The organism is Bulleidia extructa W1219 (assembly GCF_000177375.1).
Classification (GTDB): domain Bacteria; phylum Bacillota_I; class Bacilli_A; order Erysipelotrichales; family Erysipelotrichaceae; genus Bulleidia; species Bulleidia extructa.
The window spans coordinates 20,461-36,066 of record NZ_ADFR01000004.1 but is presented as its reverse complement, the minus strand read 5'-3'; the positions used below and the strand labels follow the sequence as shown (position 1 = coordinate 36,066).

General features: G+C 38.2%; 13 protein-coding genes and 1 riboswitch. Of the genes, 3 read left to right on the top strand and 10 right to left on the bottom strand.

What is annotated here, in order from left to right; translation table 11 throughout:
* Positions 1-1,098: RnfABCDGE type electron transport complex subunit D (locus HMPREF9013_RS03615; protein WP_006627021.1), on the bottom strand; the 1,098-nt coding region annotated here is incomplete at its 3' end.
* Positions 1,095-2,411 (bottom strand): RnfABCDGE type electron transport complex subunit C, encoded by a 1,317-nt coding sequence (locus tag HMPREF9013_RS03610; RefSeq protein ID WP_006627020.1) that lies wholly within the window; start codon positions 2,409-2,411, stop codon positions 1,095-1,097. The genes HMPREF9013_RS03610 and HMPREF9013_RS03615, both read right to left, overlap by 4 nt.
* Before the next feature lie 93 nt (positions 2,412-2,504).
* Here HMPREF9013_RS03610 and HMPREF9013_RS03605 point away from each other — a divergent pair, with 93 nt between their 5' ends.
* A complete protein-coding gene (locus HMPREF9013_RS03605; protein ID WP_040333445.1) occupies positions 2,505-3,626 on the top strand; it encodes an FAD:protein FMN transferase in 1,122 nt (373 codons plus the stop codon).
* Between the two features lie 139 nt (positions 3,627-3,765).
* Here the strand turns inward: HMPREF9013_RS03605 and HMPREF9013_RS03600 are convergent, their stop codons facing one another.
* From HMPREF9013_RS03600 to HMPREF9013_RS03575, 6 genes are all read right to left on the bottom strand, one after another.
* On the bottom strand, positions 3,766-3,942 hold the full coding sequence (locus HMPREF9013_RS03600) for a PspC domain-containing protein (RefSeq protein ID WP_006627018.1): 177 nt from the start codon (positions 3,940-3,942) through the stop codon (positions 3,766-3,768).
* 201 nt (positions 3,943-4,143) lie between these two features.
* Positions 4,144-6,123 (bottom strand): FAD-dependent oxidoreductase, encoded by a 1,980-nt coding sequence (locus HMPREF9013_RS03595; RefSeq protein ID WP_006627017.1) that lies wholly within the window; start codon positions 6,121-6,123, stop codon positions 4,144-4,146.
* Positions 6,124-6,211: 88 nt separating this feature from the next.
* Positions 6,212-7,531 carry a branched-chain amino acid transport system II carrier protein gene (brnQ, locus tag HMPREF9013_RS03590; RefSeq protein ID WP_269479017.1) on the bottom strand — a complete coding sequence of 440 codons (1,320 nt, stop codon included), beginning with the start codon at positions 7,529-7,531 and terminating at the stop codon, positions 6,212-6,214.
* A gap of 98 nt (positions 7,532-7,629) precedes the next feature.
* Entirely contained in the window at positions 7,630-8,991 is a 1,362-nt protein-coding gene (locus tag HMPREF9013_RS03585) for an MATE family efflux transporter (protein ID WP_006627015.1), read from the bottom strand.
* Between the two features lie 19 nt (positions 8,992-9,010).
* Entirely contained in the window at positions 9,011-10,291 is a 1,281-nt protein-coding gene (locus tag HMPREF9013_RS03580) for a glucose-6-phosphate isomerase (protein WP_006627014.1), read from the bottom strand.
* Positions 10,288-10,659, bottom strand: coding sequence for a CvfD/Ygs/GSP13 family RNA-binding post-transcriptional regulator (locus tag HMPREF9013_RS03575; RefSeq protein ID WP_006627013.1), 372 nt, complete (start codon positions 10,657-10,659; stop codon positions 10,288-10,290). Before HMPREF9013_RS03575 ends, HMPREF9013_RS03580 begins: the two co-directional genes overlap by 4 nt.
* Positions 10,660-10,770: 111 nt before the next feature.
* Between HMPREF9013_RS03575 and HMPREF9013_RS03570 the strand changes: the two genes are divergently transcribed.
* Entirely contained in the window at positions 10,771-11,073 is a 303-nt protein-coding gene (locus tag HMPREF9013_RS03570; protein ID WP_006627012.1) for a NifU family protein, read from the top strand.
* An 18-nt stretch (positions 11,074-11,091) separates the two neighbouring features.
* On the opposite strand, the gene HMPREF9013_RS03565 is transcribed toward HMPREF9013_RS03570, so the two are convergent.
* Positions 11,092-12,240: an AI-2E family transporter gene (locus HMPREF9013_RS03565; protein WP_006627011.1), complete on the bottom strand. Its 1,149-nt coding sequence runs from the start codon at positions 12,238-12,240 to the stop codon at positions 11,092-11,094.
* 76 nt (positions 12,241-12,316) lie between these two features.
* Positions 12,317-12,403, top strand: a riboswitch (SAM riboswitch).
* A gap of 63 nt (positions 12,404-12,466) precedes the next feature.
* On the opposite strand from HMPREF9013_RS03565, the gene metK reads away from it, so the two are divergent.
* Positions 12,467-13,564 carry a methionine adenosyltransferase gene (gene metK, locus HMPREF9013_RS03560; protein WP_006627010.1) on the top strand — a complete coding sequence of 366 codons (1,098 nt, stop codon included), beginning with the start codon at positions 12,467-12,469 and terminating at the stop codon, positions 13,562-13,564.
* A gap of 93 nt (positions 13,565-13,657) precedes the next feature.
* On the opposite strand, the gene HMPREF9013_RS03555 is transcribed toward metK, so the two are convergent.
* The gene (locus HMPREF9013_RS03555) at positions 13,658-15,505 is read right to left on the bottom strand and encodes a flavocytochrome c (protein ID WP_006627009.1); all 1,848 of its coding nucleotides are present in this window, start codon (positions 15,503-15,505) and stop codon (positions 13,658-13,660) included.
* Between the last annotated feature and the right edge of the window lie 101 nt (positions 15,506-15,606).

Sequence of the window (15,606 nt, the reverse complement as noted above, 5' to 3'; positions counted from 1 at the left end):
CTTTTCAGTGGCTTTTGGTCCTTGTGCCTGCACTTTCTTTTCTTTAAGACCGGCACCAACTAAGACCGGTAAAAGAAGACATATGCCAATTACGATTGCTGCATGACGCCAAATCCGCTTGAAATCTTTCACTTGGCTTCCATCAACCATCTTATCAATGGCCGGTGTTAACATATTCATCAACAAGATAGAAAATAATACACCATCCGGTAAATTAGCTTTCCAGCGAATTAATAAAGTTAATGTAGCCGCTCCTATTGCAAACACATACTTACCAGCCGGGCTGACTGGCGAAGTTACCGGATCTGTTAACATGAACACCGCTCCAAAAACAACACCGCCACCAAGCACATTAACTATCGCAAACTTAATGGCATTACCATGAAATAAACCGGTGATCAAACTCATACAGAAGATAGCCGCTAAATAGGTACAGGTCAATCTCCAATCAATCGCTTTTCGATAAATCAAATATCCACCTACTAATAAAATGACTAACGCAAAACTGGCTCCGATTGTGCTGTAATAATTACCTAAAAACATGCCTACAAAACCGTTAAATGGTTGTAAAACCGCTTCAAATGCAGAACTACGAATGACCCAATTAAGACTAGACAAAGTAGCCATCGGGGTAGCTCCCGTCATAAAATCTTCCGATACACTCGCCGCAAAGGAATTCATGATAATTGCTTCTGCAAACGCTGCCGGATTGAAAATATTTTGACCAAACCCGCCAAAAATTAATTTGCCAAATAATACTGCAATGATGGTCGCGATGATCAACGCATAATAACTAACATTGATACGAGTGATCAGGGTAATAATTAACGCTGTGATCCAAACATAAGAATGTTTCAAAGAATTCTTAACATCCTTCTTCATCACTTTAAAATAGATGGCTTCTGTCAAAATAGCCGTTGTACAAGTCATCATGGCCATCAGCCCAATTCGCAAGCTATAATTCCAACCATTATTAAATCCATACCAAATGATGGCATAGGCTAAAACCACCAGTAACCCAAGGCCAACATCCATCATAATGCTATCAGTGGAACGTTTTGTTCGATAGTTAGGAGCAGGATTAAACAAGAATTTCATACCTTATTTCCCCCTTTAGCAGCTTTCATCTTTGCCCCAACAAACGTCTTAGCACGACGCATCTTTTCGGTCATATCAATCTTAGAGGGACAAACATACGTACATAAACCACATTCAATGCAATCCGTTACTCTTAGCTTGACTAAATGATCATAATCTACCACTTTATGCTCATCCGCAATACGCACTGGTTCTAACCCCATCGGACAATGATCCACACAAGCTCCACAACGTAGACAATTGATAGCCTCTTCTTTAATATGTTTCATGACTGTAACGCCATTGGTGCTTTGAGAAATAGACCATTGATTATTTGGAATGGCACGCCCCATCATCGGACCACCATTGATCATCAAAATATCTTCAATCCCTTCCTTTACACCACCAACCGCTTTTAACAACTCACCAGAAATCGTTCCTACTGGAACATAGACAGTTTGAGGTTTCTTAACAGCATCTCCGGAAACCGTTACATATTTATGCGTAATTGGCATACCGGTAACCAATGCTTTCCCTAAAGCAATGGCCGTATTCGCATTATTAACAATTAAGCCAATTTCACTTGGTAACCGATCATAATTTTTCTTCGTAAGTTGGTAAGCTAATGTTCTTTCATATCCCATCGGATACATATCAGGAACCGCCTTAATCTCAACTCCACTTTCCACAAAAGCTTCTTCCAACTTGGCAATCATTTCTTTTTTATCTTCCTTAATAGCCACCACAGCCTTAGGAGCCGCCGATAACTTCCAAAGAGCCAAAACACCTAATTTGAAAGAATCCATATTTTCTTCCATAGCCTTATAATCAGCTGTTAAGAAGGGTTCACATTCGACTGCATTAATAATCAACATATCAATGCCATCCACCTTCATATATTTAACATAGGTTGGAAAACCGGCTCCACCAAGACCCATGATTCCTGCATTCTTCACGAAATCTAATAACTCTTCACGGCTGGCTTTGGTGTAATCAAGAGGCACGAATGATTGGACAGACTCACTCTTATGATCATTCACAATATGCAAGTGTTTGTGAAGACGACCATCTCCTCCTACCATTTTCTTTTCTTCTGTCACTGTACCGGATATTGGCGAGAATACAGGAAGATAAAAATGATCATTTCTTTCTGCTAGTTTTGTACCAATTTTCACTTCCGATCCAATCTCGACACATAATGTCATATCTGTCGGACCGCTGGCAATCGGCACCCATACATCATTAGGATCAATCGAATGATTAACAACCACTGATGTTGTTAACTCTTTATGGCCATTTAAATGACTCTTCATAGGCCCTTTAAAAATCGACATAATATCTAAGTCCTTTCCCCGAATTCGCCTAATATTATACCACAGTTCAAGTTTTTATACCTTGCCTCTTAGAATGTGATACACTAGTCCTATATGAATCAATTACGTAGAAAAAAGCTAGTAATCCTCTTAAGCATGGCTCTATTCGCCGCTTGCTCCAATCCCAAAGTAACTACCTATAAAAACGTTAGTTATGATGCTGGGTTTGATACCGTCTATGCTTACTTGGAGAATACTAAGAAAAAAGAAGAAGAGGCTAAAAATAACTTTAATGAAAGTGCCAAACTCCTCAAATATTACAACAATTTATTTGATATTTATCATAATTATCCTGGTCTTAATAACATCAAAACCATCAATGATGAAGCAGGTAAAAAGGCTGTTGTTGTGGACCAGGCTATTATTGATTTATTGAAAGAAGCCAAAAAGTTTTATGAATTATCCCATGGAGAATTCGATATCACAATGGGAGCCACTTTAAAACTTTGGCACCAATATCGAGAAGAAGGCATCGAATTAAACAAACAAGGCAAAAAAGGAGCTCTTCCATCAAAAGCAGAATTAGAAGCCACCAAAGCACATCGCGGTTGGGATAAAATTCAGATTAACGAAGAAAAAAAGACTGTCTTCATCACCGATCCTAAAGTTAGCTTGGATGTAGGGTCTATCGGTAAAGGAATGGCAACTGAGTTGGTTGCAAAAGCCATGGAAAAACGGGGAGTTCAATCGGGATATATCAATGTAGGCGGTAACATTCGCACCATTGGTTCAAAACCAAATAACGAGCCTTGGTCTATTGGCATTACCGATCCAAAAGGACAACTAACCAATGGTTTAGTAGCGTTTAAAAAACAAGGCAATTTTTCTTTTGTGACATCAGGGGATTACGAACGTTATTACATCGCTTCCGATGGCAAAACTTACTCTCATATTATTGATCCGAAAACATTATTTCCTGCTAATAAATACCGTTCCGTCACTATTTTAACCGCCGACTCCGGTTTAGCGGATGCAATGAGCACCAGTCTATTTACCCTCAGCATTGAAGATGGTAAAAAATTAGTGGAAAGAGTCAAGAAAGAAACCGGTCAAAAAATCCATGTTGTGTGGGTGATGAATCCCGATAAAGTACAAGACAAGAATTATACGATGGTAGGTCAATACGCCATTTCATATACCGATGGTCTAAAAGATCAATTAACCTTTAGTAAGTAAACAATATATATAAGCTGATGATCAACAGTTCAAAAATAGTGTTGGTATAATCCAACACTATTTTTAATATAAAAATAAGCGATATTATCTCTAATCCACGAAATATCATTTTATATTTCTTTCGGTTTCCGGATATCTTTTATCGTTCAGGCATAATCAGTGCCGCAATAATATAAGCTAAAATTCCACTTCCACCCAGTAAGCAGAAAAGAACCCAAAGCAATCTGACAATAGTAGGATCCAACTCAAAATATTCTGCAATACCACCACATACTCCCAATAACTTTCTATCTTCACTTCTTATTAATTTTTTCATATTCGTTTCTTCTCCAATTTATATTTTTCTCTATTCTATTATCTATACGATAAAAAGGCGACTAAAAAACACATTTCTTAATCACTTTATTTTTATAAAATCTGATGCGATATAGGCTTAAAAATTCATAAAAAAAGATGCTACTGTGTGTAGCAAACTTCTTTGATAGCCACTTTTTTACAGTAAAGCATCTTTTTAAAATCACTTGTGTTCAGCCACTAAAGTATCCGCTGCCAATTTACCAAAGACAACTGTATCTACCACCGCGTTACCGCCTAAACGGTTTCCACCATGAATACCGCCAGTCACTTCCCCAGCCGCATACAAACCGGCGATAGGAGTCTTCGATTCATTTAGAACGTGTCCTTTAGCATCAATGGTCACACCACCCATTGTATGGTGAATACAAGCTTGTCTAGGTGTTGCAACCCATGGACCTTTCGTCAACTTAGTTGAGTATAATGTTCTACCAAATTCATCCTTTCCAGAATCTACGGATGCGTTGAAACGATCCACTGTAGCCTTTAAGTCGGCCGGATTCATTTTCAATTTCTGAGCCAACTCTTCTAAAGTATCTGCCGTGACAACATAACCGTGTTCCACTAAATGTTGGAAAGTAAATCCATCCGCCGAACGCCAGTTAGGATCCTTCACGTCTTTATACCCAGCACCATCAGCCGATTCAAGCACATAGAATGTCGCATCCTTTTGTTTCAAAACATTTAAGCAAATTTCATCACGACGACCATCTTCACGAACAAATCTCTTACCTTCTTTATTCACAAAAATCAGTTGGTCGGTTCCTGAAGCATTACGAGGTGGATACTTGGTAATTTGTCCATCTTTCGTATTTCCCAAATACAACAATTGAATTTGATCCATGTCCGTCAAAGAAGCCCCGGCCTCTTTCGCCATCTTAATACCATCTCCTTGGGAAGCAGAGAAGCGATTGGTGGTAGCAACCTTGCTAAGATCTTGCCACTTACCGGACTTGTTGTATTCCTGAACCATCTTAGAATTGGCCGCAAAACCGCCTGTAGCTAAGATAACGCCATCCTTCGCATTCACTTTAAATTCTTTCTTCGTATGATTGTCAACAACCGTTGCACCGACTACTTTTCCATCTTTCACAATCAATTTCGAAGCGGTCGCTTCATTCAAGAAAGTGATTTTATCCTTTAAAGTTTCCAATTGTTTTGCATAAACAGACATAAATCCTGTTCCCATAGGCATGGTAGAAGTGTGTGTTCTTTGCCACAAAGAACCGGCCCCTTGACTGATCGTACCCTTGAAAGACATTCCCATCTTCTTAATCCAAACCATTCCCTCATAGGATTGATAGCATAACACTTTCACTAAATCAAGATTAGCTACTTTATCTCCATTAATCCAGGTTTGTAAAGCATACCATTCTTTTGTATCAAACAAGTCTTTTCTTCCATTTGCCTTATAGGCATTCCATTGTTTCCGAACTTCTGCCTGCAAAGCTTTATGTGACTCATTCACCGGTTTTTCATTTAAAGCTTTTTCAATCGTGGTCTTAACAGAAGCACTCATTATCGCTTTGGATTGTAATTCTTTATCCGGAGCATTATAAATAGCTCCACAAACCAAAGTATCGCCGCCAATTTCACCTGATTTCTCAACAATGACAACACGCTTTCCTTTTTGCGCCGCTTCTAAGGCAGCCGCCAAACCAGCACCTCCGCCTCCAAGAACAACGACATCCGCAGACACATCTTTACGAGTTTCATACGAAACCGCTTTCTTAAAAGAATCCGGATTACCTCCAGCCTCTTTAATGGCTTTCTCCACACCACGAATCACTGCTGCTGAAGTAATCGTCGCCCCTGTTACGTTATCTACTTTCAGGCTTTGATTCTTCACAATTTCCTTTGGAATCAATTCCACGGGAGCCATTCCACCCGCACGAACTACCTGACCTTTATTGTCTTTTAATTCTCCACCAATGCCAGGAGTTTCCGAATGCTTCGTTACTTTAACACTCTTAATGCTTGTTTCATCCACTTCAACAGAGACTTCCACCTTGTCGTTCATACCCATTTCACTGGCTGTGTACGTTCCGGCTTTCATCTTGGAAGAAGTAGTGGCACTTTTTGAACATCCCAAAACAGATGCTGCAAGAAGTACGGATAATAAAGTTTTACTTACTTTCTTCATCTATTAGACCTCCCATATATACTTCCATGATAGTTCCTTTTTTCACAAAATGTAACCCCTTTCTATTAAGATACATAAAAAAAGAAAGCTACGCTTTCTTCCAAACAAGTCCAATGATAAATCCCGTCATCGCAAACACAATCCAGCTCATCCCAATGTCAGAAAATGGTAATGCGTGACTAATGGCTATTAGAGTAGAATAGACCACTCCTGATTGTGTGAAAAAGCCCAAGACAGCAATCACCAGATCCAATCCGCTGACCAAGATTGTAAAAAACATGGTCATTTCAAAAACTCTTTTTCGATATCCAAAATATTTACCCATTAACCCCAATAGAATCAGCACAATCGTCAATGGATATAAAAACATCAAAAAAGGAACAGATACTTTCATAATGACATTTAAACCGGCATTCGCAATCACAAAAGAAACAATCGAAAAGATAAAAGCCCATTTTCGATACGAACCAAACTTTGGAAATAGTTTAGTGAAAGTTTCTGAAATAGACGTCACCAAACCAATCGAAGTCTTCAAACAAGCAATCGTGATGATACAACCAAGAAGAATCCCACCAGCAAGACCAAAATAATTTTTTGCGATTGCAAATAAAGCAATACCCCCATCCGAGCTAATACCAATCTGATTCACCGACTGCGCTCCCATAAGTGTTAAGATAAAATAAATTAAAAACATGAAAAATGACGATATGAATCCAGATTTCACCGTAGCTTTTTCGATATCATCCCCTTTTTTAATACCAAGATTACGAATCACATCAATCAAAATAATACCAAAAGCTAAAGAAGCTAAAGCATCCATGGTATTATAACCCTCTAAAAAACCCGTAAAAAAGGCCTGGTGTACATACTTGCCACTCGGTAAAACACTCGCCGTTTTCCCCATAGGAAAAAGAAGCGCAGCTAGCATCAATATCGAAAGAAAGGATAAAAATAAGGGATTTAATAGTTTACCAACCCACGTCAAAATCTTGGATGGTCGTAAACTGAAATAAAGAACAGCCACAAAAAACAAAAATGAAAAAAGCACTAAAACCCATTGTATATTCTCTTTTAATAAAGGAACAATACCAACCTGAAAAGACACCGTAGCAGCACGCGGTATCGCAAATAAAGGCCCAATACACAAATATAATAAAACAGTAAAAAAATAAGCAAATTTAGAGCCCACCAAAGAACTCATGGAAAATACATCTTTACTATTTGTTTTTGCTAAAGCCACAATCCCCAACAAAGGTAACCCAACCCCTGTTACACAAAACCCAATCGTAGCCAAAATACTCATTGATCCCGCTTGTTGCCCCATACTCACAGGAAAAATTAAATTGCCAGCCCCAAAAAACAATCCAAATAACATGGATGCCACAATAATTGTCTCTTTTATACTCAACCTTGTTTTCAACTCATCTCTCCCTTTTCTGAAACTTTTTTTATCATATCATATCCCTGTCATATCTTAAACCAAAAGCCTTCTCAGTGACTATGATTTCATGACTCTCCATAATGGTCTTTAGGGAAACGATGAACGGAACGAAAAATAAAGGGAATAGAAAAAAGCCCACTCAAAATTTCAGATACAGCTTGTGCCATTTCCAATCCTTTTAAACCCCACAAAGATGAAAATAATACAATCACAGGAATTAAAACTCCGCCACTACGCAATGCCGAAAGAATGGTGGCAATTCCACTTTCTCCAATTGCTTGAAACATCATTGCTCCAAACGAAGCTAGTGGCATAAACACAAAACTAACACAAAGAAACCGCAAAGCTACTTTCCCAATAGCAATCACTTCCGGATCATTTCGAAACAAATGTACTAAAGTTTCCGCATGAAAGAAAGTAATGAAAGCAAGAGCCAGCATCAAAGAAGAAGCAATCATCAAAGAAAACTTCAGTCCTTCTTTCACTCGAGAATAGTATTTAGCCCCATAGTTAAACGCTGCCACCGGTTGTAAGCCTTGACCAATTCCGATCGCAATACAAAACATCAGATTCACCACTCGAGTCGCAACTGAAATTGCCGCCACCGCCGCATCTCCATACATCGCTACCGAACCATTTAACACCATGGTTGAAATCGAATTTAATCCCTGTCTTGCCAAAGATGGAATCCCACAGGTCAAGATATTTTTAATATTTTGACGCCTTCCCTTAAAATATTGCAGACCTAATTTTGCTTGCGTTTTCCCTTGAATAAAAGGCAACATTAGAATTAATAAAGAAATATACTGAGAAATCGTTGTACTTAATCCCGCTCCACCAATTCCCATATGAAAAATATGCACCAAAAGATAATCACCGAAGATATTTAAAACTCCTCCAAAGGTTAACCCAATCATCGCAAAAAAAGCCATTCCTTCATAACGAAGAATATTATTACAAACACAAGAAGCTGTAAAAGCCGGTGCCGCAATCAATATATACCAGCCATAAATACGAGCATACGGAAGAATCGTTTCCGTAGACCCCATTAACCGTAACATCGGATCCAAAAACAATAATCCGAAAATCATACTTAAAATGCCCACCAAAATAGAAAGCCAAAAAGAAGTCGCCCCGTATTCACGAGCTCCTTCTTTATTTTCACTTCCCAATAATCGAGAAATATTCGAGCCTGCCCCATGACCAAACATAAAACCCAAGGCCTGCAAGATAGACATGATAGCAACCACAATCCCTGTCGCAGCCGTAGCCGAAGTATTGATTGTTCCTACAAAATAAGTGTCCGCCATATTATAAATATTGGTCACTAACATCGAGATGATGGTCGGTATGGCTAAAGAAATGATCAATCGGTTAACAGGCGTTTTTGTCATACGGATATATTGACTGTTATGTCTGTCATTCATCTATATCCTACCTTTCCGTTTATTTCACCGGTTTACCTAATAATCGAAACATATTTGCTTTATACACTTCTACTCCAGGCTGATTGAAAGGATTAACATCAATCATATAACAAGTCATCGCAGTCGCCAAAAAGAAGAAATAGCACAGATAACCAAAACTATATGCCGACATATCTTCTATAGAAATCACCACATTTGGCACTTTACCAACTTCCGCATGAGCTTCTAAGGTGCCCTGTTCAGCCATCTTATTGATCCAGTCAACACTCTTACCGCTCAAATAGTTCATACCATCTAAATTTTGCTCATCATATGGAACCAAGACTTCTTTTTGTGGTTGATTTACATGAAGAATCGTTTCAAATAAAACTTTCTTCCCTTCTTGAATAAATTGTCCTAAAGAATGTAAATCCGTTGAAAAATTAGCTGAATCCGGCAAAATACCCCGACCATCTTTCCCTTCACTTTCTCCTAATAGCTGTTTCCACCATTCAGCCAACATAGCTAGTTGAGGTTCATAAGTCACAAACATCTCTACGTTATAGCCTTGATTTTGTAAGATACGACGACTAACCGCATATTGATACGCTGGATTATCGTGCAAATTCGCTGTATTTAACTCCTCATACGCTTTCACTAATCCATCATAGACTTCATCAATATCAATCCCCATGATAGCCATTGGAACCAATCCAACTGAGGTAATAACAGAAAAACGACCGCCAATATTATCTGGAATCACAAACGTTTTATAACCCTCTTGATTGCTTAAAGTCTTTAAAGTACCTCGTTGCTTATCCGTTGTTGCAATAATTCGTGTCTTACATTCCTCTTTGCCATACTTCTTTTCCATGAATTCTTTCAACAAGCGAAAGGAAAGCGCTGTTTCTGTCGTGGTTCCGGACTTCGAAATCACATTCAAAACAACCGATTTATTGTCAATATATTTCAACACTTGTGCAACATAGGTCGAAGAAAAAGTATTCCCAATAAAAATAACTTCCGTCTTATTATCAGAATATAATCCTTGAATCATCTCAATAGCAGCCCGAGCTCCCAAATAAGATCCTCCGATACCACAAACTACTAATACTTCCGCCTTATCCTTTACCTTCGCTGCCACTTCTTTAATTTGTGCAAATTCGTCACGATCATAATTCTTAGCCCAATGAACCCAACCCATAAAATCATTCCCGGCTCCTGTTTGATTCATAATAGCTTGGTGCAGTTTATTGATTTTTTCTTGATAAGAAAAAATATCTTCTTTTAAATTCGCATGATTGACATCTAATTTCATCATAATCCCATCTCCCTTTTAGCTTCTTCAATCCATTTATCCAATTGAACCTCAATACTGTGAAATCCCATTCTCATCAGAGGCAAACTTGGTTTATCGTCTTTTAAACTTGAATGACGTTGATGAAAACGCCGCTTTTGAAGAGCTTTCAAACTGAGTTTTGCCTGATTGCTTTTTTCATCTAAATCAATGATTTTTACCCTAACGACTTGACCGACTTCTACAAAAGAATGAATATTCTTCACAAAGCCATCTGAAATTTCCGATATATGGATCAATCCACTTAGATTCTTATCAATAGCCACGAAAGCTCCATAAGGCTGTAAACCAGTGACTTTTCCTTCTACAATTTGCCCGACTTTATATTCCATTTTCACCCCTATCGCTAATAAGTATAGCACAACCGCCAATCACTTCAGTGGACAATCCAAAAAACTTAAGAGTAGGATATATACGTATTAAAGAGGAGAAAATGATAACGTATGCCCGATGTTATTGATAAAATTGCACTTGACTCGGAAAGAAAAGAACTTTTAAAAAGAATTCAACACACCTTAGATAAAATCAGACCCTATATCCAAGCGGATGGAGGTGATTGTGAATTGGTTGGTTTTGATGACGGAACAGTCATTATTTCCATGACCGGCGCGTGTCAAGGCTGTGGTATCATTGATATCACTTTAAACGATGGTATCAAGGCCATTTTAATGGATGAAGTTCCTGAAGTAAAAGACGTTAAAATGCTTGAACCAGATCCATATACAGAATTTACCCCTTATTACTAAACAAAAAAGGCTAAATCACTAGCCTTTTAATTTGATTTTTTTCTCTTCCAAACGTTCGTTTGTCTTATTACGAACCAGTATATAAATCACCGAAAATAGTGGAACACCAATCACCATTCCTACAATCCCAAATAACGCTCCACCGGCAATAATAGAAAACATGACCCAAATAGAAGGTAGACCAACTGCGGAACCTAGAATTCTTGGTCCTATGATATTGCCATCCACTTGTTGTAAAACAAAGATGAAGATGCCTAAAGTTAATCCTCGCAACGGATGAATCAAAGCCACCATGATGGTTAATGGAATACCACCGATAAATGGTCCAAACACCGGAATCATATTAGTAACGCCAACAATCACCGATACCAATGGGGCATATGGAATCCCTAAAATTAAACATCCCACATAACAAATGATACCAATAATCAAAGAATCCAAGGCTTTGCCGGCAATAAAATTATTAAAATTATCAATAATCATGCGACATACCTTAAAAAAGCTGGTAGCCCTTTTAAAAGGAATGACTGAAAACACCACTTTGCGCAATTGTGACTTCAACTTTTCTTCATCCAACAAAATATAAAAAGCAATAATCACACCAATAAAGAAATCTAAAATACCTCTTGCAAACGATACCGCCGAATAGTACAACTGACTCAATCCACCGGCGCTATTTAATGTTAACCACCTTTGCAAAGATTGCACAAACGTTTGTAAGGCTTCATTAAGGTATTTCCATACTTCATTGAGATTCAGCGGTAAACTTTCCAAATACCGATATCCTGATTGCATATACCTAGGGAACGCACTCGAAAACGTTTGGACACTGGCATATAATTGAGGAATCAAAATAGCAAAGAAAGCCACTAACACCAATAAAAACACCAAAATAGATACCAAACTGGCAAATACCCTTTTAATCCTGGCACTCCAGTGAACCGATTTTAATACATTGTATTCCACGATTTTTCGAATAGGGTTCAACAAAAAAGCGAACACAAAGCCAAATACAAATGGCATTAAAGCCCTAACAACATTAGACCATAATTGCGCAAGAAGCGGTATATAGCTAATTGCAAAATAAAATACAATCAATATCATCCCGGAAATCGTAATTGCTCGTATCAATTCTTTTGTTTCCGGTTTTATGTTTTTCCAATTCATAAGCACTCCTTTTGCTTATTATAACGTAGAACACTTCATTTGACAGTCCATTTTTTACATGCTATAAAATAAAAGTCTTTTATCAAGAATGAGGAAGAGAGTCAGCTCTATGATCTCATACCAACCTGCATCGGCAAGGTGGTACAGCTGACAACGATGAAGAAAGAGAAAAGATTTATAAGCTCTTTCACTACTCATGTAAGACATAGGAAAGGAGCTTTTTATTATGGCAAAATATTACTTTACATCCGAATCCGTGACTTCCGGACACCCGGACAAAATCTGTGATTTGATTGCGGATTCCATTTTAGATGCGGCTTTGACCCAAGATCCAAAAGCCCACATGGCTGTCGAGGCGACCATCAAAGACGATACCATCTTCGTTTATGGAGAAGCTGGAACAAGTGCCAAGATTGATTATGAAGGCATTGCCAAGAAAGTCTTAAAAGACATTGGTTATCCGGAAGAATACCATGTAATCCTTAAGGTAAATAAACAATCAGCCGAAATCAATTCTGCTGTTGCGCACGAAGAATATAGCGCTGGTGATCAGGGAATTATGTTTGGCTTTGCATCAGATGAAACCAAATCTTATATGCCTTTTGCGATTGATTGCGCTCATATGTTAGCGAAACGTTTGGAACAAGTTCGCCGTCAACATCCAACTCTATTAGGACCAGATGGTAAGACTCAAGTGACAGTAGAGTACGAAGATGGCAAACTAACCAGGATTGAAACTATTGTTATTTCAACTCAACACAGTAAAAGCTTAACACAAGAAAAGCTAAAAAATTTGATTCAGGAACAAGTGATTGCCCATGTGGTCAATCCAGAATTGATAGATAAAGACACCAAGTTCTTCATTAATCCGTCCGGTTCCTTTGTCATAGGAGGCTCTTGGGGAGATTCTGGAACCACCGGCCGAAAGATTGTCGTGGATACTTATGGTGGCTATGCTCCTATTGGTGGGGGGTGTTTTTCTTCTAAAGATCCAACTAAAGTGGATCGTAGTGCCGCTTATTACGCTCGATATGTTTGTCGAAATCTTGTGGCCAATGGTTTGGCTAAAAAATGTCAAATTGAATTATCTTATGCGATTGGAAAGCCAAAGCCAATTTCTATCAATGTAAACAGTTTTGGTACATCCCGTTATAACGATGAAGAATTAGAAGCCATTGTTCAAAAGAACTTTGATTTCTCGGTGAAAAATATGATTCAAGAATTAGACTTAGAAAGACCAATTTATACCCAAACCACCAATTACGGTCACTTCGGCAAACCCTATCTTCCTTGGGAACAATTCAAAAAAATAAGCCTCAAATGAGGCTTTTTTAATACCTTATTATTTAAATTATTTAAAATTTTCTCTTTCTTTTGATTGTATCAAAAAAGTCAGTGAGAACTGACTTTTCCATTCTTATTTAGCGTTACCGGCTGCATTTGTTCCAGCAATACGGCCATAAACAACAAAATCAGCAACGGCGTTACCACCTAAACGATTTGCACCATGAACACCGCCTGTCACTTCACCAGCAGCGAATAAATTCGCAATCACCTTGCCTTCTTTATTTAAGACTTCCGCTTTTTCATTGATTTGAATACCACCCATTGTATGATGCACACCAGGGCTTACCTTAATAGCGTAGTATGGAGCCTTATCTAAAGGCTTCGCAAAACTTGTACGGTTAAATTCAGGATCTTTCCTATTAGCCACATACTTATTCCATGTTTTTAATGTATTCACTAAGTTCGCTTCATCTGCCCCAATTGCTTTTGCCAATTCCTCAGCCGTCTTACCGGTCTTGGTATAGCCCTTTTTGATATAGCCGGCAATAACACTAGACTTATCAACCATTCTTTGATCCACTATCAACCAAGCAAAACCACCTTTTTGTTTTAATTCAGCTTGTGATACTGCATCACGTGTACCAACTTCATCAAAGAAACGCTTACCTTCCGAATTCACTAGGATAGCCCCATCTCCACGAAGACCTTCTGTAATCAAAGATTTTGACTCATATTCAACTGTCGGATGAATTTGAATTTGATTCATATCCACCGTATTAGCACCGATAGCTTCTGCCATCTTAATACCATCTCCTACAATACCGGAAGTATTGGTTGTAGCCATACCCTTTAACTCAGGTTTGAGCTTTTCAACCATTTCAGAATTACCGGCAAAACCGCCTGTTGTAAGAACTACCGATTTTGCATTTACTTTATATCCATCAGCTTTAACACCAACAGCAGCACCATCTTTCATTAAAATTTCCTTGACTGGTGCTTCGTAAATAATCTTAACCCCAAGTTCTTCAGCTTTCTTTTGAAGAATAGGAACTAAATAAGAGCCAACCGCAATGGTCTTTCCTTCTTTGTTAACCGGCTTATGAATTCTCTTGACACTAGCTCCACCAAAAGATCCAACTTGGGATAAGTCAGCTCCATTTTCCTTCAACCAATCAATAGCTGATGCACTATTCTTAGCTAACGTTTCCACCAAAGTACGGTTATTCTTATTTTGACCGCCAACCAATGTATCTAAAACAAATAAATGAATCGAATCAAAATAACCATTTGGTTTCTTTTGATATTCTGCATATTCTGCTTTCACTTGGTTTGCCAAAGATTTCAATTCAGGGTATTTTTCAGCTTTCTTCAACGTTTTTTCAACACCGGCACCTTCTTTAAACTTGTTCTTATCTTGAAGCTTTGTTTTAGCTGCGTTCATCCCACCTGTAGATAACATACTATTTCCACCAGAAATCGCTCTTTTTTCTAAAACAATCACATTCTTACCAGCTTTTTTCGCAGCAATAGCTGCTGTCAATCCAGCCCCACCGGCACCTACGATAACCACATCTGTATCTAAGGTTTCCTCTTTCTTAACAGCCTTCTTTGAGACTTTCTTTAAAGCACTCACATCAGCACCAGAAGACTTAATGGCTTCCTCAGAAGCTGCTAAAATCGCTTTGCTTGTCAAAGTAGCTCCTGAAACAGCATCAATGGCTAATGATTGATTCTTAACAATAGCATTAGGAATTTTTTCCAAAGCTGCTTGAGCAATAGCCTTCGTTTCATCTTGCTTTGTGACAACAACCTTTTCAATCTTTTTTTCACTCAACGTGACTTCAACTGTCACATCACCATTTCTTCCTTTTGCAGTACCCGTATAAGTACCTGCCTTGAAACTAAAACCAGACTTTGGTGCACAACCACTCAAAATCAAAGTAAAAGCCAACAAGACGACTGATAAAAACTTCTTCATTCTCTATCCTCCCTATCAGTGGTACCATCATATCATATATCATTTTCAGGAAAAACCACTCTCATAAACAAGTCTTATTTCAAAGTAAAAAATCACTAGTA

What these genes read in the sequence shown, in the direction of transcription:
- HMPREF9013_RS03575 (WP_006627013.1), bottom strand. Translation starts at nt 10,659, where the DNA reads ATGGAATATAAAGTCGGGCAAATTGTAGAAGGAAAAGTCACTGGTTTA.
- HMPREF9013_RS03555 (WP_006627009.1), bottom strand. Translation starts at nt 15,505, where the DNA reads ATGAAGAAGTTTTTATCAGTCGTCTTGTTGGCTTTTACTTTGATTTTG.
- HMPREF9013_RS03565 (WP_006627011.1), bottom strand. Translation starts at nt 12,240, where the DNA reads ATGAATTGGAAAAACATAAAACCGGAAACAAAAGAATTGATACGAGCA.
- HMPREF9013_RS03585 (WP_006627015.1), bottom strand. Translation starts at nt 8,991, where the DNA reads ATGAATGACAGACATAACAGTCAATATATCCGTATGACAAAAACGCCT.
- HMPREF9013_RS03600 (WP_006627018.1), bottom strand. Translation starts at nt 3,942, where the DNA reads ATGAAAAAATTAATAAGAAGTGAAGATAGAAAGTTATTGGGAGTATGT.
- HMPREF9013_RS03570 (WP_006627012.1), top strand. Translation starts at nt 10,771, where the DNA reads ATGCCCGATGTTATTGATAAAATTGCACTTGACTCGGAAAGAAAAGAA.
- HMPREF9013_RS03610 (WP_006627020.1), bottom strand. Translation starts at nt 2,411, where the DNA reads ATGTCGATTTTTAAAGGGCCTATGAAGAGTCATTTAAATGGCCATAAA.
- metK (WP_006627010.1), top strand. Translation starts at nt 12,467, where the DNA reads ATGGCAAAATATTACTTTACATCCGAATCCGTGACTTCCGGACACCCG.
- HMPREF9013_RS03595 (WP_006627017.1), bottom strand. Translation starts at nt 6,123, where the DNA reads ATGAAGAAAGTAAGTAAAACTTTATTATCCGTACTTCTTGCAGCATCT.
- HMPREF9013_RS03605 (WP_040333445.1), top strand. Translation starts at nt 2,505, where the DNA reads ATGAATCAATTACGTAGAAAAAAGCTAGTAATCCTCTTAAGCATGGCT.
- HMPREF9013_RS03580 (WP_006627014.1), bottom strand. Translation starts at nt 10,291, where the DNA reads ATGATGAAATTAGATGTCAATCATGCGAATTTAAAAGAAGATATTTTT.